The organism is Staphylococcus sp. ACRSN, from assembly GCF_022346615.1.
Classification (GTDB): Bacteria; Bacillota; Bacilli; order Staphylococcales; family Staphylococcaceae; genus Staphylococcus.
This window is the reverse complement of sequence record NZ_JAKRNS010000012.1, coordinates 92,557-116,659: the sequence shown is the minus strand read 5'-3', so window position 1 is coordinate 116,659 and position 24,103 is coordinate 92,557. Positions and strand designations below refer to the sequence as shown.

Sequence of the window (24,103 nt, the reverse complement as noted above, 5' to 3'; positions counted from 1 at the left end):
ATTGTAATTTAATGCATTTCATTGTCTGGTGACAATGGCAAGGAGGTCACACCTGTTCCCATGCCGAACACAGAAGTTAAGCTCCTTAGCGCCGATGGTAGTCGGACTTACGTTCCGCAAGAGTAGGACGTTGCCAGGCAAGCAGAGATGCGATGAGCCGAGACCGTAAGGTCTCTTTTTTTTGTGAAAAAGGAGCTTAACTTCAAATAAACTGATATAAAGAAAGCGTTTGAAGCTGACGAATTGAGCGAAAGACGACTTGAGCTTACAAGCGGTAAGTGAAAGAGGAAAGAGTGAAAATGAGGAAAGATGCGAGCGCTTGTCTTAATGTCAGAAAAGCTCCTTAGCGCCGATGGTAGCAGACTTACGTTCCGCAAGAGTAGGACGTTGCCAGGCAAACAGAGATGCGATGAGCCGAGACCGTAAGGTCTCTTTTTTTTGTGAAAAAGGAGCTTAACTTCAAATAAACTGACATAAAGAAAAAGAATACAAAAGCTAAAGCTTTTGCATAAGAACTACTAGTCTCAATGAATTGAGAAGTAGTTCTTTAGTAGTTTTTTAGTAGTTCTATAAAATTAAAGGACGCATGAAATATTTTAATTTCATGCGTCTTTTTAATATATTAAGGTATTCAATTATAATCTATAAATTAAATAAGTAGTGAATAGAGCATTTTATTTTCATTGATGTAAATGTTTGAAGGATCAAATGCATCTACATTCGCCTTAAGCTCATCTAAGTCGTGATGTTCGTAAAGTTGAATGCCTATGATTACTGTACCAGTATTTTGTGAAGATTTTTTCAGATATTCGAATTTTGTAATATCGTCTTTTGGTCCTAATACATCATTAACAAATTCTCTTAATGCACCTGGTCTTTGAGGGAAATTTAAAATAAAGTAATGTTTCATTTCTTCAAATAGTAAGGAACGTTCTTCAATTTCTTTCATTCGATTTATATCATTGTTACCGCCACTTACTATGCAAACAACTGATTTACCTTTTATTTCTGATTTGTATTGTTCTAAAGCACTTACGCTAAGTGCACCGGCAGGTTCAGCAATAATGGCTTGTTTAGAGTACATATCTAATATTGTACTACATACGGCCCCTTCATGAACTTGTACGTAATCATCGACAACATCTTTAGCAATATCATACGTAATTTCACCTACACGTGCTACTGAAGCACCATCAACAAATTTATCAATATTAGGTAAAGTAACGATTTGATTTTCTAGTACTACAGAAGCATACATACTACTCGCACCGGCTGGCTCTACACCAACTATTGATGTGCTAGGAGAATGTGCTTTAAAGTACGTACCAACACCAGAAATTAAACCACCGCCACCTATTGCAGCGAATAAATAATCAAATGTTACATTATCTTCTTTGGATTGCTCAATGATTTCTTTAGCAAGTGTGCCTTGACCAGCAATTGTATAGATATTGTTAAAAGGGTCGATGAAATTCATTTGATTTTCGTTTGTATAAGTAAGTGCTTCTTTCAAACAATCATCAAAAGTATCACCTGTAAGAACGACTTCTACATTTGTCCCTCCAAAAAATTTAACTTGATTAATTTTTTGGAGAGGTGTAGTAACTGGCATAAAAATCACTGCATTGAGATCTAATTTACTTGCAGTATATGCAACACCTTGTGCATGATTTCCAGCACTTGCACATGTAATGCCATTTTGTCGTTCTTCTTCTGCTAATGCGATAATCGCATTGTAAGCACCTCTTAGTTTGAAAGAACGTACCCATTGTAAATCTTCTCTTTTTAAATAGACGTCACAATCATATTTATGTGATAGATAATGGTCCTTTTGGAGAGGGGTTTCTTTCACTATATCTTTCAATTGTAAGAAAGCTTCATCGATATCTTTAGAAGAAACAGTTGTTTTTACAGTCATAAGTTTCACACCTTTATTTAATAAGATTAAAATGTTTTTGCTTTTTCATAAGATTTAATTTGTTCTTCATATTCTAAAGTTATAGCTATATCATCTAAGCCTTTAACTAATTTATTCTTCCAAGTTTCATCAATATCAAAGTGAAATGATTTTTCAGAAGTATAAACAGATTGATTTGGTAAATCTACAGTAATTTCTTTAGCTTTTGCTAAGTACTTTCTACTTGGTTCATCTAATACGATAGGTAACATAGCATTTTTTGTACAGTTCATATAAAAAATATCACTATAACTACCAGCAATAATAATATCAAATCCATAATCTTTAAGTGCCCAAGCAGCGTGTTCACGGCTAGAACCACATCCAAAGTTATCTCCAGTAATTAAAATACTCGCACCTTTATATTCTGGTTTGTTTGGATTGAAATCAGGGTTATCTGTCCCATCATCTAAATAACGCCACTCATCAAAAGCAAATGGACCAAATCCAGTTTTTGAAATTCTTTTCAAATGTGCTTTTGGTATTATTTGGTCTGTATCGATATTATCGTTAAATAGTGGAACGACTTTACCTGTATAAGTAGTGATCGGTTTGATTTCCATATTAAACAACCACCTTTCTAACATCTACGAATTTACCATTAATTGCAGCAGCAGCAGCCATTGCAGGGGAAACGAGATGAGTTCTTGCACCTTTTCCTTGTCTACCTTCAAAATTACGGTTACTTGTAGATGCACAGTGCACGCCAGCTGGTACTTGGTCAGGATTCATACCTAGACACATAGAACAACCAGGTTCTCTCCAATCAAATCCTGCTTCTTTAAATATTTTATCGAGTCCAAGCTTCTCAGCTTCATTTTTAACAGTACGTGATCCAGGTACAACAATAGCTGTAATATTTGGATGAACTCTGTTTCCTTTAACTATTTCACTAGCCTCTACGAGATCAGAAAGTCTTGCATTAGTACATGAACCTAAAAATACATATCCAAGATCGATGTCTTCAGCTTTTTGACCTGGTTTCAAATCCATATAATTATAAGCTCGTTCATCATTTACACTTTGAATTTCAGGAAATGGTTCATTAAAGCTAACACCCATTTCAGGATTTGTACCCCAAGTTACTTGTGGCTCTAAATCAGATACATCGAGTGTAATCACTTTATCAAAATGAGCATCTTCATCTGTATATAATGTTTTCCATTCTTCAACTGAATATTCGAAATTTTGAGCGTATGGACGTCCTTTAACATATTCGAAAGTAATTTCATCTGGTTGCATCATACCGTATTTAGCGCCAGCTTCAATTGCCATATTACAAATCGTCATACGTGCTTCCATAGAAAGTGATTTAATAGTGTCGCCTGTAAATTCTAAAGCATACCCAGTTCCAAAATCTACGCCATATTGACTGATAAGATAGAGAATAATGTCTTTTGCGTAGACACCTGTAGGCAATTTTCCATTAACATCTATTTTAAGATTTTTAGGTTTTGTTTGCCAAAGTGATTGTGTCGCAAAGACGTGTTCAACTTCACTCGTACCTATACCAAATGCTATAGCACCAAATGCACCATGCGTTGCAGTGTGAGAATCACCACAGACAATTGTTTTACCTGGTTGTGTCAATCCTGTTTCTGGGCCTACCATATGAACAATTCCTTGTTCATCAGATCCCATATCAAATATATGAACACCAAATGCTTCAGCATTTTTTTGCAAAGTTGTGATTTGTTTATTAGCAATTTCATCTTTAATATTGAAAATATCAATAGTTGGTACGTTGTGATCAAGTGTTGCATACGTTAAATCTGGACGACGTAGTTGACGATTTTGTAGTCTCAAACCTTCAAATGCTTGAGGAGATGTAACTTCATGTATAAGATGTAAATCGATATATAATAACTGTGGGTCACCTTCTTTACCAGTTAAGACATGCTTATTCCAAACTTTATCAAATAGTGTTTTACCCATATGACATCTCCTCCTTTATAGATTTTCTTTTACAAAATTAAATATTTCAGATGTACTAAATTGACCATTAAGGTCTTGAGTTGTCTTGCCTTCTTTTATTAATTGATAAATTACAGATTCAAGTTTTGCAGCAGCTTCATTTTCATTTAAACTTTCACGTAAACACATGACAACTGACAATAACATTCCAAAAGGATTAGCCTTATCTTGATTAGCGATATCTGGTGCAGATCCATGTATTGGTTCATATAATCTAGGACCTTGTTCACTAAAACTAGCAGAAGGGGATAAACCTAAAGAGCCTGGAATGACAGATGCTTCATCACTTAATATATCACCAAATAAATTTTCAGTAACAATTACATCAAATTGTGATGGATTTGTTATTAAATGCATAGCGCAAGCATCTACAAGTAAATGATTTACTTCAACTTCAGGATAGCTAACTGAAACTTCATCAATGATTTTACGCCATAGTTTACTTGAAGATAGTACGTTTTCTTTATCTACAGATGTTAATTTTTTACTTCGCTTTTGAGCAAGATCGAATGCAACTTTTGCGATACGTTCGATTTCCTGACGTGAATATGTTAGAGAATCAAGTGCTTCTTCATTATTCCAATGTTTTGGTTCACCAAAGTAAATACCTCCAGTGAGCTCTCTTACTAATATAAAATCAGTTCCTGCAACACGTTCTTCTTTGATTGGGGATAAATGACTTGTGCCATTTGTAACAGTAGTGGGGCGAATATTTGCAAACAGACCCAAAGCTTTTCGTATACCTAATAAACCTTGTTCAGGTCTATTAGTTGGATCTGTCCATTTAGGTCCCCCCACAGCACCTAATAGGATTGCATCAGCATTTTTACATGCGTTTAATGTTGTTTCTGGTAAAGGATTACCGTGATTATCGATAGCAATGCCACCAAAATCATGACTTTCAACTTTATAATCAAAATTGAATTGTTCACTTAATTTTTGTAAGACTTCTAAAGAGCCATTTAAAATTTCAGGACCAATGCCGTCACCTGGCAATGCTACTATTTTGTAACTCATGAATGAATACCTTCTTTCTTAGATGTATTAGATGCATATTTTGCATGCGCTTCTACATATGCTTTACATGATGCGAGTAGGATATCATGATCAATGCCAACACCTGTGACAATTTGGTCGTCTATTTTAAGTTGTACGTGTACTTCACCTTGAGCGTCAGTACCTTCTGTTACTGAGTCGATTGTATAATCAATTAATTCTGTTTCTTTTTTAAATATTCGATCAACTGCATTGTAAATAGAAACAATTGAACCAGTACCAATACTTGAGTCTTGGTAAATATTGCCTTCATTATCTTTGATAACGACTACGGCACTTTGTAATCCACTAGATACAAATTGTAATTGAAGTGTTTCAACTTGGTAAATTGCATTTTGTTCATGTTCTGTGCCTTGTATCAATGCATGAATATCTCTATCAGTCACTGATTTTTTCTTATCAGCTACTGTTTTAAACTGTTTGAACAATGTTTTTTGCTCTTCAGGCGATACATCATAACCTAATGCAATAAGTTTTTCAGCAAATGCATGTTTACCTGATAGTTTCCCAAGAGGTAATTCAGTTGTATCCACACCAACTAATTGTGGTGTCATAATTTCATAAGTTTCAGGATTTTTAAGCACACCGTCTTGATGTATGCCTGATTCGTGACTGAAAGCATTCTGGCCTACAATTGCTTTATTTCTTGGGACTCGAATACCTGCAAATCTTGAAATTAAATCTGAAGTTTGTTTTGTTTCTGATAAATTGATTTGAGTTTGATTTTTATAATGATCTTGACGAACGTAAAGGCCAAGCGCAACTTCTTCTAAAGCAGTATTACCTGCACGTTCCCCAATACCATTTAAAGTACCTTCAATACGTTTAGCACCATTTTCAATCGCTGCCATACTATTTGCAACAGCTAATCCTAAATCATCATGACAATGTGCGCTATAAATGACTTCGTGATCAGAATCAATTTTTTCTAGAAGTGTTTTGAAAATTTGACCATATTCTGAAGGATAACTAAATCCTACAGTATCAGGAATATTGATAACACTGGCACCGGCATTTACTGCTGTTTGTACACATTCGATTAAGAATGGTAGTTCAGTTCTTGTCGCATCCTCTGGTGAAAATTGAACTATATCAAAGTATTGTTTTGCATAACTTACATGTTCTTTAATCGAAGCTAGTACTTCCTCTTTTGACATCATGAGTTTTGAATCACGATGAATAGGGCTAGTTGCTATAAATACGTGGATTCTTGGTTTAGCTGCTTTCTTAGTTGCTCCGTATACTGCGTCTATATCAGATTTTACGCAACGTGCTAGTCCACAAACTGCAGTTGTTGTTAAAGCTTGTGAAATTGCTTCAACTGATGCAAAACTTCCCGAACTCGATGCAGGGAATCCTGCTTCAATAATATCGACACCCCATTTTTCTAATTGCTTAGCAATCTTTAAACGTTCATCGAATGAAAAGTTAACTCCAGGTGTTTGCTCGCCGTCTCTTAGTGTGGTATCAAAAATTTGAATATGGCTACTCATTTTAAACATCTCCTAACAATAGTTGTAATTATCGATTAATAATATAAACCTGATGTTTTATAGTCAGTACATCATTTCGTAATGTTTAAAGCATCATAAGTTATTTATATTAGACTAGGTGAAAATATAAATTTACTTATAATGCTTTAATTACGATGGTTATCTTTTATTAATCAAATTATTTTTGAATACTTTTAGATTTGATAAATGGCATCATTTCACGTAGGTCTTTACCAACTGCTTCGATTTGATGACCATGTTGTTCTTCACGTAATTTATGGAATTCTTCAAAATTATTTTCGTTATCTTTAATGAATCGATTACTGAAGTTACCTTTTTGAATATCTTCTAATACTGCTTTCATATTATCTTTAACATCCGGAGTGATAACTCGAGGACCAGAAACATAGTCACCGAACTCAGCAGTATTTGAAATTGAATAACGCATGTTTTCCATTCCGCCTTCATACATTAAATCAACGATTAATTTCATTTCATGTAACACTTCGAAATAAGCAATTTCAGGTTGGTAACCCGCTTCAACTAATGTTTCAAATCCAGTTTGGATTAATTTTGTAGCTCCGCCACATAATACAGCTTGTTCACCGAATAAATCAGTTTCAGTTTCTTCTTTAAATGAAGTTTCTAATACACCAGCACGTGTTGCACCGATACCTTTCGCATAACTTAAAGCTAAGTCTCTTGCCTCACCTGAAGCATCTTGTTGAACTGCGAATAGGGCAGGTACTGCACTTCCTTCTGCAAAAGTACGACGAACTAAGTGTCCAGGTCCTTTTGGAGCTACTAAGAATACATCAACGTCAGCTGGTGGTTGAATAACATCAAAATGAATATTAAATCCATGAGCAAAAACTAATGCATTGTTTGCTTCTAAATTAGGTTCAATTTCTTCTTTATATACTTGTCCTTGAATTTCATCTGGTAATAAAATCATGATGACATCAGCTTGTTTTGCTGCCTCATTTACAGGGTATACTTCGAAGCCATCGTCTTTAGCTTTATCAAAAGAACTTCCTGGTCTGATACCGATAATCACATCATATCCGTTATCTTTTAAGTTTTGTGCGTGTGCATGTCCTTGAGAACCATACCCAACGATTGCTACTTTTTTACCTTGTAATGCGTCTTTTGTAACTGTTTGGTCATAATAAACTGTTGTCATAATAAAATCCTCCATGTTTTAAATTAAATTTTTTCAATTTTCTAAAAACTCAACTAAATAATACCTGCTGAACCAGTTCTAGAAACTTGAGCAATACCATATGATGATAGATCATCTAAGAGATTGTCCATCGTATACTGTGGACCTGAAGCTTGAAGATAAGTATAATCATCTTCCTTTTTCAAAATAGAGATTAGCGCATCATACGGTTGAATTACTTTTTCTAATTGATCACTACTACTAGGTGTTTGTAATTTGACTAAAACGAGTTCTCGATTATACGTATTCGTATCTGTAATATCTTCAACGTCTATAATATTGATTTGCTTTTCAAGTTGTTGAATTAAATTTCTTAATACGTCTGTATCAGGCACTTCTGCAACAAATGTGATGTCTGAAACACCTTCTTCAAGTGTTGGTGTAGCAGAAAGGGTCACGATATTAAATTGCCTACGTACAAAGATACTAGTCAGTCTATTTAATGTGCCTGCTTTATCTCTGACTTTTGTTCTGAAAGTTCTTCTCATGATAGTCCCTCCATCTCGTGGTTTGCTTTGCCACTTGGTACCATAGGTGTTACTGGTTCGATAGGTGAAATACGCACTTCAATTAATGCTGGACCGTCATGTGCAAAAGCTTCATCGATTTGTGATTCTAATTTTGCTGGATCATCGATTAAGAAGCCTTTAACATTATAAGCTTCTGCCAATTTCAAGAAATCAGGTTGATCGTTAAATACAGAGTGTGAAAAACGCTTATTAAAGAATTTATCTTGCCATTGTTTAACCATACCAAGTGTGCCATTGTTGATTAAAACAACTTTTATATCTAAACCATATTCTTCAAGTATTGCCATTTCTTGATTTGTCATTTGGAATCCGCCATCACCAACGAATGTTACTACTGTTTTATCGGGTGCAGCTAATTTAGCACCAATCGCAGCTGGGATACCAAATCCCATTGTTCCTAAACCACCACTGGTTACTAATTGACCATGTGATTTGAAAGGATAATATTGTGCAGTCCACATTTGATGTTGTCCTACATCTGTAGTAACAATGGCATCTCCATGTGTAATTTCACCAATATATTCAATTGCACGTTGTGGTTTCGAAAATGAATCGTCTTCATCTTTTTTATATGAAAATGGATGTTTATCTTTGTTGTTATTACAATATGTTAACCATGTATCATGCTTTATAGAATAACTTTCATAATCTAAGAGAGCTTCTAACGTTGCTTTACAATCTGCAACAATGCCTAAGTCAACTTTGATAATTTTATTTATTTCCGAAGGATCTATGTCGACATGCACGATTTTAGCATTTGGCGCAAATTCATCTGGATTACTTGCAAGTCTATCATCAAATCTACTACCAAAGTTTATGAGTAAATCACATTCAGTGAGTGCCATATTACTTGCATAAGATCCGTGCATCCCACCCATACCTAAAAATAAGGGATGTTCATATGGTATTGCACCAAGACCTAATAATGTACTAACCACTGGCAATTGATGTCTTGTTACAAATTCAGTGAATAATTCATTAGCTTTTGCATGATTTATACCTGCACCAGAGAGTACAATTGGTTTTTTTGCTGATTTTAAATAATCACGAAGCTTTTGAATATCATTTTCAGCTGGTTGATTAGGTATATTATAACCAGGTAATTCAAGTTCATCTGTTGTCTTGGCATTGGTAGATAATATACCCATATCTTTTGGAAAATCAATGACAACTGGACCTTTACGTCCTGTATTTGCAATATGAAATGCTTCATGAATTATTTTTGGTATTTCATTTACATTTTTAACTTGATAATTGTGTTTTGTGATAGGCGTTGTCATTGATAATAAATCTGCCTCTTGAAATGCATCTTTTCCAATACCAGCCGTAGCAACTTGTCCTGTAATGACAACGAGTGGTAACGAATCACTATATGCATCTGCAATTCCAGTTATTGCATTTGTAGCTCCGGGGCCACTGGTAACAACCACAACCCCTGTATTACCGGAAACACGTGCATAACCTTCAGCGGCATGTGTTGCACCTTGTTCGTGCCTAGCTAATATATGCTTAATCTTTCCATCGTAGAATGTGTCATAGAGTGGAAGAACTGCTCCTCCTGGATAACCAAATATAAAGTCAACATTTTCATTTGCTAAAGATTCAACTAATAACTCAGAACCTGAGCACATTTCGTCTACTGTCTCTTGTTCAAGTTCTACTTCAGGCTCAACTGATTGTGCCGCTTCCAAAGAATCAAAATTTTCTGACTTTTCATACTCAAGTGTTTCAATTTGTTTAGACATTGTTCTCACTCCTTAAATAAGGTTTTCAGGTACTTGCATAATTCCACCCGTATTTGCGCTTGTTACTAATGCTGTATAACGTGCAAGATAACCAGTTTTTACTTTTGCTTTAAATGGTTTTAAGTCTTGTTTTCTAGCTTCTAAAGTTTCAGTTGGAACTTCGACATCTAATGTTCGATTTGTTAAATCAATTGTTATCTCATCACCATCATTGATTAATCCAATCGGACCACCAGCTGCTGCTTCAGGTGATACGTGACCTACAGCAATACCTCTTGTGGCACCTGAGAAACGACCATCTGTTATCAAGGCAACGTCCTTACCTAATCCTCGTCCAACGATTGAAGAAGTAGGGGCCAACATTTCTGGCATACCTGGTCCGCCTTTAGGACCCTCATATCGAATTACGACTACATGTCCTTCTCTGACAGTATGATTATCAATTGCTTCAACAGCATCATCATGTGAATCGAAACAAATTGCTTTACCTTTGAATACTTTGATTGAAGGATCAACACCACCAACTTTTATTACAGCACCGTTTGGAGCGATGTTACCGTATAAAATTGATAGGCCACCTTGTTTATCATAAGGATTATCCAAATGTCTGATGACATCACTATTCAGTATTTCTTTATTTTCGTTGTTTTGACGTAATGTTTGACCTGTAGCAGTAATTCTATCTGGATGTAAGGTACCTTCTTTTTTAAATAATTCATTGATGATTGCTGGAACACCACCTGCTTCATGAACATCATGCATAGAATAGGATGAACTTGGAGCAATTTTTGAAAGGTAAGGTGTTTTTTTAGCGATTTCATTGATTCTTGTTAAGTCATAATCAATGCCTGCCTCATTAGCGATTGCTAATGTGTGTAATACTGTGTTTGTAGAGCCGCCCATAGCCATGTCTAAGGCGAATGCATCATCAATTGCTTCTTCAGTGATGATATCTCTAGGTTTTAAATCATTTTTAATGTTATCTACTAATTTGAATGCAGCTTCTCTAATCATTTCTCTTCGTTGTTCACTAACTGCTAGTGCTGTACCATTGTATGGTAATGCTAATCCCAATACCTCCATTAAACAGTTCATTGAGTTTGCTGTGAACATACCAGAACAAGAACCACAAGTAGGGCAGGCATTTTGTTCCATATCTAAAAATTCATCTTTTGAAATAGAACCATCTTTAAAAGCACCAACGGCTTCGAACATAGATGATAAAGTTAAAGCTTTACCTTCAGTAGATAAACCTGCTTTCATTGGACCACCTGAACAAAAAATAGCCGGTACGTTTGTTCTGACGGATGCTAACAACATTCCTGGTGTAATCTTGTCACAGTTTGGGATGTAAAATACGCCGTCGAACCAATGGGCATTTATTACTGTTTCAGCTGCATCTGCAATTACTTCACGTGATGGAAGAGAATATCTCATTCCAATGTGTCCCATGGCAATACCATCATCAACTCCGATAGTATTAAATTCAAAAGGAATCGCACCTGCTTCTCTAATTGCTTCTTTAGCTATGTCTCCTAATTCTCTAAGATGAACATGTCCTGGGACAATATCGATATAGGAATTACAGATTGCTACGAAAGGTTTATTCATATCGGTAGGTTGTTTTAATGCACCTGTAGCGTGTAAAAGACTTCTTGCTGGAGCTTGATGATCTCCTTTTTTGATCATATCGCTTCTCATGTTTGATTCCCCCATAAAATTGAAAATAAAAAAACGTCCCAATAATAATTGGGACGTTTTAAAGTCCCATTCAACTAGAAAGAGGACTTAAACACTTAGTAAATTTTTTACTAAAGTTCCAGTCCTACGAGCATAATAAAATGACTAAAATATTTGAAGTTGTCGGTTGATATTGCTTTGTACATGGCATCATTTTATTATGCTCCTTTCGAAAGAATGGTATATTTTTTGATTTGTTAGAAATATCTAAAAATTTGATAAATTAAATTTACTACATCGATGTGTTGATGTCAATAACTATTTGTAATTTTCTTACAATTCAAATAAATACAATTCAATGAAATAGTTATACTATGATGAAGTAATGTACGTTAAAATTTGTTAAACTATAAGAGTTAATTTATTAGACATTCTGATTTGTGCTTTCTAATATATACAGTGGTTAATGTAATTCACTCATTTTATTCAAGTGATTATTCATTGAAATAAATAGAATAAAATGAAAGATAGTACAATAAAAGCAATGGTATTTGTATAGTGATTATTTTAAATGATAAATGCTGATTGTATGATTTACTAATATGGAGAATCAATTTAGTAAGTCATGTGAAAGTTTATAAAATAGTAAGGTGCAATCTTAATGCCGTTGTGTAAAGGAGTATGAAGATGATTAAAATAAAAAATTTAGATGAGATGGAGCGTTTTGCCTCAATATTAGCAAAGCATTTAGCAGCACAGGATTTAATACTGTTAAATGGGGATTTGGGCGCAGGAAAAACGACACTTACTCAATTTATTGGTAAGCATATGGGTGTTCGCAGAAATATTAATTCTCCGACTTTTAATATAATAAAATCATACCAGGGGACAAACCTCAAATTACATCATATGGATTGTTATAGACTAGAAGGCTCTGATGATGACTTAGGTTTTGAAGAATATTTTGCTGATGAAGCGGTCATTGTTATTGAATGGAGTGAATTTATCACTGACTTTTTGCCAACAACTCATTTAACAATACAGATAAATACAATTACAGAAAATGAAAGAGTAATTGAACTAAAGGCACAAGGCGAATATTATAAAAATTTAAAGGAGGCAGTGGAACGTGAATTATCTATTGATTGATACATCCAATCAACCTTTATCAGTCGCTGTAGTACGCGACAAACAAGTGTTGAGTGAAATAAATACAAATATTAAAAAGAATCATTCTATCCAATTGATGCCTTCAATTCAGCAAGTTTTAGCGGATAGTGATATAGAAAAAAATGATATAGATGCTATAGTCATAGCAAAAGGACCAGGTTCTTATACAGGTTTAAGAATCGGAGTAACAGTTGCCAAAACTTTGGCATATGCATTAAATGCTGAATTATATGGTGTTTCTTCATTGAAAGCATTAGCAGCTACACTTGAAAACGAAAAAGGTTTAATTGTACCTTTATTTGATGCAAGAAGAGAAGCGGTATATGCAGGTGTATATAAAAAGATTAACGATGAACTTGTAAATGTAATAGAGGATCAATATATTCCTATAGAAGCATTGCTAGAGCAACTACATGAATTATCCTTAGACTATACATTTGTTGGTCCAGATACAGATCATTTACAAGAATTATTAGATGGTAAGTGTGTACCTAATTTACCGCAAGCTAAGTATATGAAAGATATGATTGGTGAACCAGAAGATATTCATCAATTCACACCAAACTATATTAAAATATCAGAGGCTGAGAGAAATTGGTTAAACCAACAGAACAAGCATTAAATATTAGATTAATGACAAAAGAAGATGTGCCACAAGTATTTGATATCGAAAGAATTAGTTTTAATGATAGTAGTTGGTCAATTGATGCTTTTTATCATGAAATCGAACAAAACGAATTTGCAAATTACTTTATAATGGAATTTAATCAGCAGGTAATTGGTTATATTGGTATGTGGATTGTGGTTGATCAAGCCCAAATTACTACAGTTGCTATTGATAATGCATACAGAGGCTATGGATTAGGACAACTTTTATTAAAATACGCTATGAACTATGCACAAACGAAATGTGAAGTTATGAGTTTAGAAGTAAAAGTAGAAAATGCAGTAGCACGACATGTGTATACAAATTTAGGTTTTCAATATGGAGGAAAACGTAAAAACTATTACGGTGAAGGCGAGGATGCGTTAGTCATGTGGGTGAATCTAAATGAATAAAGAGACAATAATATTAGCAATAGAATCAAGTTGTGATGAAACAAGTGTAAGTTTAATTAAAGATGGTAATAATGTCATGAGTAATATAGTGCTTAGCCAAATAGAAAGTCATAAGCGATTTGGTGGTGTAGTACCCGAAGTTGCCAGTAGACATCATGTTGAAGGTATTACGACAACAATTGATGAAGCGTTAAAAGAAGCGGAAGTTACCATGAATGAAGTAGATGCAATTGCAGTAACTCAAGGTCCAGGATTGATTGGAGCACTATTAGTAGGCATTAATGCAGCGAAAGCTTTAGCATTTGCTTATGATAAACCTTTAATACCTGTACATCATATTGCTGGGCATATATATGCTAATCATTTAGAAAAGCCACTTCAATTTCCACTAATTGCACTCATTGTTTCTGGTGGTCACACTGAGTTAATTTATATGAAAGATCATTTAAATTTCGAAGTGATTGGTGAAACAAGAGATGATGCAGTGGGTGAGGCTTATGATAAGGTAGCAAGAACTATAGGGTTAAGTTATCCAGGTGGACCTCAAGTAGACAAATTAGCTGCAGAAGGTGCAGATGTATATGAATTTCCACGCGTATGGTTAGAAAAAGGTAGTTATGATTTTAGTTTTAGTGGATTGAAAAGTGCAGTTATAAATAAATTGCATAATCTAAAACAAAAAGGTGAAAATATTGTTGAAGCAGATGTAGCAACAAGTTTCCAAAATAGTGTTGTAGAAGTATTGGTCGGAAAAACAATTGCAGCATGTAAGGAATATCATGTTGATCAACTTATCGTTGCTGGCGGAGTTGCAAGTAATAAAGGCTTACGGCAGTCTTTATCGACTACTTGTGAGGCTGAAAATATTAAATTATCGATACCAAACCCAAAATTATGTACTGACAATGCAGCAATGATTGGCGCAGCAGGCCATTTTTTATATCAAGAAAATCGTTTTGCTGATATGTCATTAAATGGATTTGGAAATATAGATATTGAGTTATTTTCAAAATAATATATGGCGTGTTGTTATATTATTGAAATTTCAGGATGGTTTACAGTTACTGTAAACCATCCTTTTATTTATATCCTCATAAATAGAACTGCTATTTATATTTTAAAGGTGTAGGAAATGGGTATTAATAATTTAGTGGTATAAAATAATGTTAAATGGTTTACCATTGTATTAATTTTAAAAAGTTGGATATTAGGAGGACTTATATTATGAAATCAGTTCAGTATTTTAATTTTCAAAATAGTTTAGCTGCATTGAATTTTTATGAAAAACATTTAGGTGCAACAAACATTCAGCGTTTAGGTGGAGACAATGCAATGTTCGACGACATGCCGGAAGAATATAAAGTAGATGCTGAGTTTACAATGCATGCTACTTTTGAAATATTTGGCGAAACATTTTATTGTAGTGATACTTGGAAAAATAAAAAAATTGATAACAGTGGTGCGATTGTAACATTTACATTTAGCCAATCTGATGAAGCTGAAAAACAAAGCGCGATTGAATTCTTTAATAAAGCAGTAGAAGCGGGTTGTGAAGTTACAATGCCATTAGGCAAAACAGAATGGTCAGAGCTTTATGGTATGTTTAATGACCCATTTGGTGTGACTTGGATGATTAATGCCGAATAGGTACGTCTCGCTTAATAGCTAATATAGTACGTTTAGTTACGATTATAATTTAGAAACTAAAAAAGTAGCAATCCTCATATTTAAATAGGATTGCTACTTTTTTATTAATACAGTTATTCATATTCTAATTGGTTTAAATATGAATGTTACTTTGTTGTTGATTTGGCACGCTCGTAAATAGACTTTGGAAAATCAGTGATTCTAAGTAATTCGATAGCATTTCGTGTATCTGCCTTACCGGATTTAATTTTGTAATCAAAATCAATTGTATTATCTGAAATTGACTCATTAAAATGATAATTTTCATAATTTGTGTCTAATAAGGATGACAATTCTATATCATGCGTTGCAGCTATGACAGTATAGCTATCTTGTTGATCAAAGTAACTTAGTACTGCTTCAGATGCAGCAATACGTTCTGTTGTATTAGTACCTTTGAAAATTTCATCAATAAAAATATAAATATGTTCTGTTAACGATAAATCAAATAGACGTTTGATAGATTTAATTTCAGTCATAAAATAACTATCTCCAGAAAGAATGTCATCTTGATTAACCATAGATGTATATACAAACCCAGGACTATATTTGAATTGGCTGGCAGTTACAGTGTTTATTGTTTGAGCCATAATCAAATTTAAAGCGATTGCTTTCATAAAAGTAGATTTACCAGATGCATTCGATCCAGTTAAAAGAATATGGTTATCTATCAATAAGTCATTAGGTACAGCATGTTTTAACAATGGGTGTGTTAAATTTTCGAAGGAAAGGGTCTGCGTATTCGTTGCTTCAGGTATACAATAACCGTCTAATGACTCTTGCCATAACGCGATAGCATAATGGTTGTCTATTTCTGCAATATAGTCATAACATGCCATAACTTCAATTTCATATTTTTTAAAACTGTTCTGAATAAGATGGAATACGTGATAATCGAACATGAAAATTAACTTGATTAACATAATCAGCATAAATGTGTCATCATTTGAATTTGCACGACCTAATAAGCCACTAAATTTACGTGCAATAAAAAAATGTTTGAAATCAACGTTTAACTTAGGAGAACCATCAATCTTTTGTATAGCAAATGCGCGACGTATCACATTGGAAGTGTAAAATATTGAATTCAAATCTTGATCGAATGTTTTCCGAATCATACCACTAATAATCATATTAAATAGAACTGATGCTATTGTAAGTAGTATGCCTAGCTTTGCGTTGAAAAATGAAAAAGCAAGAAATATTATTGGAAAATAAGTACTAGCCATGTAAAAGTTATTACGTTTTATGTATGTTAATTGATTTGGAAAAAGGGGATAAATTGCTTTTCCAACTTTTGCTAAATGCAAAGAAATTTGCTCTCTAAATTGTATATTTGATTTAAAACGATCAATGAGTGTACCGTTATCAATTTTAAACATTTGTCTTAAAGTAGCATATAATCGCATCTCACCGATAGAAGTAAAATTAAAATTAAGTGTTTGAAATAATTGATCCATATCTAAATCTGACCATGTTTTATTATCGATAAGTTGATCACTTTCGTGTTCTGATTTGAATGTATCAAATTGATAGCTATAACGGCGATAAGGTCGTACAAATGTTTCTAGTGGTTTACGCTTTGACCATAAACTTTTAATGTCATTTTTAAGCCTTTGATTAACAATAATATTAGTGATAAGCGCAATTATGGCACTCGCTATAATAAAGGCGATAAAAAACCATAAAATGGTAGGCATTATTAATCACAATCCTTTCTAAATTTGCTTGAGTGGTTCGAAAATCAATTATGACATGTAAATTATTTAAATACAATGTGCTTAATAAGGCAGTTATAATAAATATTCGAAATCATGTAAAGTCAATAGGGAACGTGCGTACTTATTAACAAATCGTGTATAAGTTGTGGATAAACTTTATTAACAGTGTGGATATCGACTTTTTTCTGAAAAGTAAAACATAAAATATGTTACATTTTACTTGTTGATAACTAGGATAACTTTGTGGATAGCTTTTGTTATAGGCATTCTGGTGTGAATAAAAAAATAAAAATTTACACTAAAAAAAGAAGCGAGGTAAAAATAATTTACCAAGCTTCTTTTATATAAAAATTATTATTGTAACAATTCTTGTAATTCTGCCCATTCGAACATTACCTGTTCTAGCTTTTGTTCGGTATCTGATTTAGAAATGGCGATTTCGTTCGCTTTTTCAGGATCTGAATAGATTTCAGGTTTTGTAAGTTCATTGTTTAGTTTATTAATTAGTGATTCATAGTTTTCAATTTGTTCTTCACATTGCTCTATCTTACGTGCAATTTGTCGTTGTTCTTTTTTTATTTGCTTTTGGTCAGTATAATTATTATTTTGTTGCAACACAACTGTTTGTTGGTTACTCTGTTCTTGCTCATGCTTTGTTTTGAGCGCTTCCTTTTCCTCTAGTTTATCAATAAAGTATTGATAATCACCTAAATATAAAGTGCCACCTGATGTATCTAAATCAAATACCTTATTCGCTAATTGGTTGATAAAGTAACGATCATGTGAAACGAAGAGCAAAGTTCCTTCAAAATTAACTAAGGCTTGTTCTAACATTTCCTTTGAATCAATATCTAAATGGTTTGTTGGTTCATCTAATATTAATACATTGTTTCTTTCTAGCATTAATAATGCGAGTTGAAGTCTTGCTTTTTCGCCGCCAGATAAATCATTGATTATTTTTTTTACATCTTCTTGCACAAATAGAAATCTACCTAATACTGCACGTACATCTTTTTCATTCATAGTAGGATACTGATCCCAAATATAATCGAGTATGGTTTTATTTGATTTGAACTCGGCTTGTTTTTGATCATAATATCCAATCTTTAAATTAGCACCTTTTGTGATGTCCCCAGAAATTTTAGGCTGAATATCTGCTAATGTCTTAATTAAAGTGGATTTTCCGATTCCGTTAGGTCCAATGATAGCAATATGGTCGCCTTTAGTTACTTCTAAGTTAATGTTAGAAGTAATTGGGGCCTCGTAACCAATTGTTAAATTTTTTATATGAAATACATCATTACCAGTATTACGATCGAAGTCAAACTCAATATTAGCACTTTTTGCATCTATCATGGGTTTATTGATAAGTTCGATTTTTTCAAGCATCTTTCGACGACTTTTAGCCATACCAGTTGTTGATGCACGAGCAATATTTTTTTCCACAAAAGTTTCTAATTTTTTAATTTCAGCTTGTTGATTTTCATATTCCTGCATTTTTTTTTGGTAATATTTATCTCTTTGTTCGATAAACTGACCGTAATTACCTATATAATGCTGAACATCACCCAGTGCTACATCATATATTTGATTCACAATTTTATCTAAAAAGTATCTATCGTGACTGATAATGATAATGGCACCTTTAAAGTAATTTAAGTAACCTTCAAGCCATTGTGTGGTTTCCATATCTAAATGGTTTGTCGGTTCATCTAATAATAATAAGTCTGGCTCATTTAATAACATTTGAGCTAAAGAAAGTCTCGTTTTTTGACCACCGCTAAAATCATTAATTGGTCTTTCAAAATCCGACTCACTAAAATTCAAGCCATGTAATACGGTTTTGATTTTACTTTCATATTGATAACCTTCTTGTTGCTCAAATTGGTTTGAAATACTCTCGTAGCGCGCAATATGCTCCTTATATATATCTGTGTCATATTCCTCAGCGTGTTGTGCTAGCCAATCTGTTTCTACCTTCATTTCATCCTGCATTTTTTTAATATGTTCAAACGGTTTTGACATTTCTGAAATTACGGTTTGATTTGTGTTTAGTGTCATCTGTTGCGTAAGATAACCTAATTTTAAATTTTTAATTTTAGAAATATGACCAGAATCATAATCTTCGACACCTGCAATGATTTTCATTAATGTTGATTTACCAGCACCGTTACGTCCTACAATACCGATTCGTTCACCAGTTTTTACCTCTAAATCTACATTGTCGAAAATATCTTCCCCGTCGAATGATTTGGTAATATTATTTAATTGTAAAAGTATCATCCGAATTTGCACCTCTCTATTCATAATCTATTTTACCGTATAAAGCTTATGGATAAAACTATCAGTGTTTATTTTTATATATCATTAATGTATAATGTTGTAGTAATTATTAGATTATTTAGCATTATTAATTAAATTAGGGGGACATGATCTTGGCTAATCAAAGCGATAAGATTCCTCGTGCAACGTTGAAACGTTTACCGTTATATTATAGATTCGTCAATACATTAAAATCTAAGGGCATAGATAGAGTGAATTCTAAAGCAATTAGTGAAGGCTTGAATATAGATTCTGCTACTATTCGTCGTGATTTTTCATATTTTGGAGAGTTAGGTAAAAAAGGTTATGGCTATAATATAGATAGCTTATTACATTTTTTCAAAAATGAAATTAGTGAAAACGATGAAATCAAAATAGCCATTGTTGGTGTAGGGAACTTAGGAAAAGCTTTGTTAACGTATAATTTCTCAATACATGATGAGATGACAATAACGGAAGCTTTTGATATACGAGAAGATGTGATAGGGACACAAATAGGTCAAGTGAGCGTTAGCAATTACGTTGACATAACTGATGTTTTGCAAAGAGAACAAATTGATATCGTTATACTTACAACGCCTGAAAGTGTTGCACAACAAGTTACAGACAAATTAGTAGAAGCTGGTGTGAAAGGCATATTAAATTTCACGCCAAGCAGAGTATCGACGCCGTCAGATGTACAAGTACATCATATAGATTTAGGTATTGAATTACAATCATTACTTTTCTTTATGAAAAATTATAGCAATAAATAAAGTTAGTAAACGAATTTACTTTTTTAATAAGTAAATTCGTTTTTTTTTATAACTTTATTTAATCGCTAAAGTTAGAGTATTAAATATGCATATTTGTACGGACAATAAATACTTTGCATTGACTTATACGGACAAATATAATACATTGTTATTGAAAGCGTTTTCTCAAAAAGATTTAAGGGGGATTTTATGGAGCATATAAACAATCCAATAGTGATACAAAGAGCGGATCCATTTATTTTTAAAGATGCAAAGACATACTATTTTACTGGTTCTTATCCAAAGTATGATCGTATTATTTTGAGAAAAGCAATGTCATTAAATGATTTAAATGATGCAGAAGAACATGTGATTTGGACTAAAGATGAACAGGGGGAGAAAAGTGCACTAATTTGGGCACCAGAAATTCATAAAATAAATGGTAACTGGTACATCTATTATGCTGCAGCTCCAAATAATCAAATTGAAGATGACACATTTAATCATAGAATGTTTGTTTTAGAAAATAGAAATGCCGATCCATTTTCAGATAACTGGACAGATAAAGGGAAAATTGATACAGGGTGGGAAACATTTGCACTGGATGCAACTGTATTTGAGTTAAATGGTAGGTTGTATTATGTTTGGGCACAGCAAGATGTCGATATATCTGGGCATTCTAATATCTATATTTCGGAAATGTCTAATCCTTGGACACTAAAAGGGAAATCAACAATGTTAACGGTACCTGAATATGACTGGGAATGTAAAGGTTTTTGGGTTAATGAAGGACCAGCAATATTAATTAAAGAACATCGAATATTTCTTACGTATTCTGCTAGTGCTACTGGAATTGATTATTGTATGGGAATGCTCGTTGCATCTATTGATAGTGATGTGCTTGATTTAAACGCATGGCAAAAAGTTGAGAAACCTGTATTTACGAGCGATATTAAAAATGGTCAATACGGACCGGGACATAATTCATTTACGAAATCTAAAGATAATCTTCATGATGTATTGGTTTATCATGCTAGAAATTATACAGATATAGTAGGTGATCCATTATATGATCCAAATCGTCATGCGCGTGCACAGTTTATTGAATGGCATAATAATTGGCCTAGTTTTGGTTCACCTGTGCGTGATAATCGACAAACGCCTCATTCAGTCAAGGTGAATGGAGTTGAAGCTAATGATTAATTTTAAGCGTGTAACATTTTGGAGTTTCGGTGGACTTAACTTCTTTTATTTTGCCATATGGACCTTAATTATTACTTTTTTACCTTTATGGTTGAATAGAGTAGCACATTTAAATACAGCTGAAGCAGGAATAGTATTTTCGACAATGTCTATTGTTGCGATAGTACTTGAACCGATTTATGGCATCATACAAGATAAATTAGGTTTGAAAAAGTATTTGTTCGCCTTTGTTATTCTGTGCTTATTGTTAATTGGTCCCTTTTTTGAATATGCCTTCATCCCACTATTAAATATGAACGTGTTCATAGGTAGTGTATTGGGTGGCTCATTTATTAGCTTGTGTTTGTATAGTGGCGTGGGCGTCGTCGAAGCATATTGTGAAAAATCGAGTCGTGCAAATTCCTTTGAATATGGTCATGCAAGATTGTTTGGTTCTATTGCTGGAGGTACGTTTGCATTTGTTGGAGGTATTATGTTTGTGCAACAACCAAATAGTATTTTTTGGGTGTGTACAACAGCAGCTATATTACTGGGTATTATCCTATGGTCAATTAAAGTGAAAGCATTTGACTACCAAAAAGATGATTCAACTAAAAATGAAAAAGAATATGTAAATAAAAATACAATTTTGGAATTGTTTAAAAATAAAAGCTTTTGGGGCTTATGTTTATTAATTATAGGAAGTGCAAGTTTGTATGATGTGTTTGATCAACAATTTCCTAACTATTTTGTTAAATTTTTTTCGGAACAAAGTTCTGGAGAATCGTTATTTAGTAAGCTGACTTCTACACAAATATTTATTGAAGCGGTAGTTATGTTATTTATGCCATGGATTATAAATAAAATTGGTTCTAAAAATGGTCTATTTCTATTCGGAATTATTTTATTCTTAAGAGTTATTGGTACAGCATTTACTGATGAAGTTTGGCTACTATCATTTTTTAGACTATTGGCAGCCTTAGAAATGCCATTAATGTTAGTTTCTATAATGAAATATATTGTAGGGACTTTTGATATTAGGTTATCCGCGACAGTTTACATGCTTGCGTTTAATGTAGCAAAACAATTAGGCGTAGCTTTTTTCTCATTAGTAATGGGGAAACTCTATGTGAGTATAGGCTTTCAAAGTACTTATATTCTCATGTCTTTAATTATTATCGTTTTTGTTTGTTTAGGAGCGTTATTAATGAATAATGATAAAGTAGATTATCAAAAAATTACTATGAATAAAAAAATTAAAAAAATAAGTTGATTTATGAAAAATTAATAAGGCAGATAATTTTACGTCAACCAATATTATCTGCTTTTTAAATGTCCTAATTTTATTTGGGTTTGGAAAATCTAAATCTAAATATATATTGAGCTAAGAGGTTGAAAAGTTACTCTAACTCTAATATTATTAATCTTATTGATTTTATCGGGGAAAGAGGTTATGTAATGGCTTGGTTAATCATAAGTGGGCTGTTTGTCGGTGCACTTTTAGGTTTTGTTATGCAAAGAACTAGGTTTTGTTTAGCAGGTGGATTTAGAGATATGTATGTGCAAAAGAACAATAAGATGTTTTATGCATTATTAATTGCAATAACAGTACAAAGTATTGGTTTGCTTATATTAACATCAACTGGAATTGTAGAGATTCCGAAGGCTTCTTATCCAGTTGTTGGTACCGTAATCGGTTCATTTATTTTTGGAATAGGAATTATTTTATCAGGTGGATGTGCTACAGGTACATGGTACAGAGCTGGTGAAGGCTTAATAGGAAGTTGGTTAGCATTAGTCGCTTATGGATTTACTTCAGCGGCAACTAAGTTTGGTATTTTATTGCCACTCATGAATGGTTTAAATAAACCAACAAATGTGAATACAAGCATGGCACAAACTACAGGTATTCCAACATGGATTTGGGTCTTAATATTAACGATAATTACAGCATTATTAGTAGTGAGAACGTTACGTAAACCGAAGCCTAAATTTGCAATGCCTAAATTGAAACAAAAATTTACAGGTATAAGACATGTATTATTCGAAAAGAAATATCATCCATTTATTGCAGCCATAGCGGTAGGATTAGTTGCTTTAATCGCGTGGCCAGTCAGTGAAACAACAGGTAGAATGTATGGATTAGGTATTACAACACCATCCGCGAATATTGTACAATTTTTAGTAACCGGTGATTTTAAATTACTAGACTGGGGCGTTTTCTTAGTACTAGGTATATTTGTAGGATCATATATAGCAGCAAAAGGATCTCGTGAATTTAAATGGAGACTTCCCGACAAGAAAACGATACGTAATAGTGTAATTGGTGGGGTCTTAATGGGATTCGGTGCTTCGGTAGCAGGTGGTTGCTCAATAGGTAATGGTTTAGTTGAAACTGCAACAATGTCATGGAAAGGATGGATTGCTTTAGCTTCTATGATTTTAGGTGCATGGACAATGAGTTACTTTATTTTTGTTAGACCTATGAAGAAAGCACAAAAATCACAAACTAGTAGTACGCATTCTGTTTCAAATGGAACACAAACGACATAATATATAGGAGGTATTGATT

The 24,103-nt window shown here is 33.3% G+C and carries 20 protein-coding genes and 1 rRNA gene; 10 read left to right on the top strand and 11 right to left on the bottom strand.

Going from position 1 to position 24,103, the window contains the following annotated elements; translation table 11 throughout:
• Window positions 1-24 precede the first annotated feature (24 nt).
• A 5S ribosomal RNA gene (gene rrf / locus MHZ36_RS11670) occupies window positions 25-139 on the top strand.
• Window positions 140-649: 510 nt separating this feature from the next.
• Here the strand turns inward: rrf and ilvA are convergent.
• The 9 genes from ilvA to ilvD all read right to left on the bottom strand — a co-directional run bounded on the left by ilvA (window position 650) and on the right by ilvD (window position 11,678).
• Window positions 650-1,918, bottom strand: coding sequence for a threonine ammonia-lyase IlvA (ilvA, locus tag MHZ36_RS11665; protein WP_239231834.1), 1,269 nt, complete (start codon window positions 1,916-1,918; stop codon window positions 650-652).
• A gap of 26 nt (window positions 1,919-1,944) precedes the next feature.
• Complete coding sequence (leuD, locus tag MHZ36_RS11660) at window positions 1,945-2,520, bottom strand: 3-isopropylmalate dehydratase small subunit (protein WP_239231833.1); 576 nt, start codon at window positions 2,518-2,520, stop codon at window positions 1,945-1,947.
• A gap of 1 nt (window position 2,521) precedes the next feature.
• The gene (gene leuC, locus MHZ36_RS11655; RefSeq protein ID WP_239231831.1) at window positions 2,522-3,892 is read right to left on the bottom strand and encodes a 3-isopropylmalate dehydratase large subunit; all 1,371 of its coding nucleotides are present in this window, start codon (window positions 3,890-3,892) and stop codon (window positions 2,522-2,524) included.
• 15 nt (window positions 3,893-3,907) lie between these two features.
• Window positions 3,908-4,948: a 3-isopropylmalate dehydrogenase gene (leuB, locus tag MHZ36_RS11650; RefSeq protein WP_239231828.1), complete on the bottom strand. Its 1,041-nt coding sequence runs from the start codon at window positions 4,946-4,948 to the stop codon at window positions 3,908-3,910.
• Complete coding sequence (locus MHZ36_RS11645) at window positions 4,945-6,480, bottom strand: 2-isopropylmalate synthase (RefSeq protein ID WP_239231827.1); 1,536 nt, start codon at window positions 6,478-6,480, stop codon at window positions 4,945-4,947. Before MHZ36_RS11645 ends, leuB begins: the two co-directional genes overlap by 4 nt.
• Before the next feature lie 178 nt (window positions 6,481-6,658).
• Entirely contained in the window at window positions 6,659-7,663 is a 1,005-nt protein-coding gene (gene ilvC, locus MHZ36_RS11640) for a ketol-acid reductoisomerase (protein ID WP_239231826.1), read from the bottom strand.
• Window positions 7,664-7,716: 53 nt separating this feature from the next.
• Window positions 7,717-8,190, bottom strand: coding sequence for an acetolactate synthase small subunit (ilvN, locus tag MHZ36_RS11635; protein ID WP_239231824.1), 474 nt, complete (start codon window positions 8,188-8,190; stop codon window positions 7,717-7,719).
• Window positions 8,187-9,977, bottom strand: coding sequence for a biosynthetic-type acetolactate synthase large subunit (gene ilvB, locus MHZ36_RS11630; RefSeq protein ID WP_239231823.1), 1,791 nt, complete (start codon window positions 9,975-9,977; stop codon window positions 8,187-8,189). Before ilvB ends, ilvN begins: the two co-directional genes overlap by 4 nt.
• Before the next feature lie 12 nt (window positions 9,978-9,989).
• Window positions 9,990-11,678 carry a dihydroxy-acid dehydratase gene (gene ilvD, locus MHZ36_RS11625; protein WP_239231822.1) on the bottom strand — a complete coding sequence of 563 codons (1,689 nt, stop codon included), beginning with the start codon at window positions 11,676-11,678 and terminating at the stop codon, window positions 9,990-9,992.
• A 666-nt stretch (window positions 11,679-12,344) separates the two neighbouring features.
• On the opposite strand from ilvD, the gene tsaE reads away from it, so the two are divergent.
• The 5 genes from tsaE (at window position 12,345) to MHZ36_RS11600 (ending at window position 15,533) form a co-directional block, all read left to right on the top strand.
• Window positions 12,345-12,806: a tRNA (adenosine(37)-N6)-threonylcarbamoyltransferase complex ATPase subunit type 1 TsaE gene (tsaE, locus tag MHZ36_RS11620; protein WP_239231820.1), complete on the top strand. Its 462-nt coding sequence runs from the start codon at window positions 12,345-12,347 to the stop codon at window positions 12,804-12,806.
• The gene (gene tsaB, locus MHZ36_RS11615) at window positions 12,787-13,449 is read left to right on the top strand and encodes a tRNA (adenosine(37)-N6)-threonylcarbamoyltransferase complex dimerization subunit type 1 TsaB (RefSeq protein ID WP_239231817.1); all 663 of its coding nucleotides are present in this window, start codon (window positions 12,787-12,789) and stop codon (window positions 13,447-13,449) included. Before tsaE ends, tsaB begins: the two co-directional genes overlap by 20 nt.
• An 11-nt stretch (window positions 13,450-13,460) precedes the next feature.
• On the top strand, window positions 13,461-13,886 hold the full coding sequence (gene rimI, locus MHZ36_RS11610) for a ribosomal protein S18-alanine N-acetyltransferase (RefSeq protein WP_481867135.1): 426 nt from the start codon (window positions 13,461-13,463) through the stop codon (window positions 13,884-13,886).
• Window positions 13,879-14,901, top strand: coding sequence for a tRNA (adenosine(37)-N6)-threonylcarbamoyltransferase complex transferase subunit TsaD (gene tsaD, locus MHZ36_RS11605; protein WP_239231815.1), 1,023 nt, complete (start codon window positions 13,879-13,881; stop codon window positions 14,899-14,901). Before rimI ends, tsaD begins: the two co-directional genes overlap by 8 nt.
• Window positions 14,902-15,110: 209 nt before the next feature.
• On the top strand, window positions 15,111-15,533 hold the full coding sequence (locus MHZ36_RS11600) for a VOC family protein (protein WP_239231813.1): 423 nt from the start codon (window positions 15,111-15,113) through the stop codon (window positions 15,531-15,533).
• A gap of 146 nt (window positions 15,534-15,679) precedes the next feature.
• Here MHZ36_RS11600 and MHZ36_RS11595 read toward each other — a convergent pair whose 3' ends face one another.
• Both MHZ36_RS11595 and MHZ36_RS11590 read right to left on the bottom strand, forming a co-directional pair.
• Window positions 15,680-17,272, bottom strand: coding sequence for a MutS-related protein (locus tag MHZ36_RS11595; RefSeq protein WP_239231811.1), 1,593 nt, complete (start codon window positions 17,270-17,272; stop codon window positions 15,680-15,682).
• A gap of 375 nt (window positions 17,273-17,647) precedes the next feature.
• Window positions 17,648-19,576, bottom strand: coding sequence for an ABC-F family ATP-binding cassette domain-containing protein (locus MHZ36_RS11590; RefSeq protein WP_239231810.1), 1,929 nt, complete (start codon window positions 19,574-19,576; stop codon window positions 17,648-17,650).
• Window positions 19,577-19,722: 146 nt separating this feature from the next.
• Between MHZ36_RS11590 and MHZ36_RS11585 the strand changes: the two genes are divergently transcribed.
• The 4 genes from MHZ36_RS11585 (at window position 19,723) to MHZ36_RS11570 (ending at window position 24,084) form a co-directional block, all read left to right on the top strand.
• A complete protein-coding gene (locus MHZ36_RS11585) occupies window positions 19,723-20,370 on the top strand; it encodes a redox-sensing transcriptional repressor Rex (protein ID WP_239231809.1) in 648 nt (215 codons plus the stop codon).
• Between the two features lie 189 nt (window positions 20,371-20,559).
• On the top strand, window positions 20,560-21,552 hold the full coding sequence (locus MHZ36_RS11580; RefSeq protein ID WP_239231807.1) for a glycoside hydrolase family 43 protein: 993 nt from the start codon (window positions 20,560-20,562) through the stop codon (window positions 21,550-21,552).
• Window positions 21,545-22,804, top strand: coding sequence for an oligosaccharide MFS transporter (locus MHZ36_RS11575; RefSeq protein ID WP_239231806.1), 1,260 nt, complete (start codon window positions 21,545-21,547; stop codon window positions 22,802-22,804). The genes MHZ36_RS11580 and MHZ36_RS11575 overlap by 8 nt, the downstream gene beginning before the upstream one ends.
• A gap of 185 nt (window positions 22,805-22,989) precedes the next feature.
• Window positions 22,990-24,084 carry a YeeE/YedE family protein gene (locus tag MHZ36_RS11570; RefSeq protein ID WP_239231804.1) on the top strand — a complete coding sequence of 365 codons (1,095 nt, stop codon included), beginning with the start codon at window positions 22,990-22,992 and terminating at the stop codon, window positions 24,082-24,084.
• Window positions 24,085-24,103 lie beyond the last annotated feature (19 nt).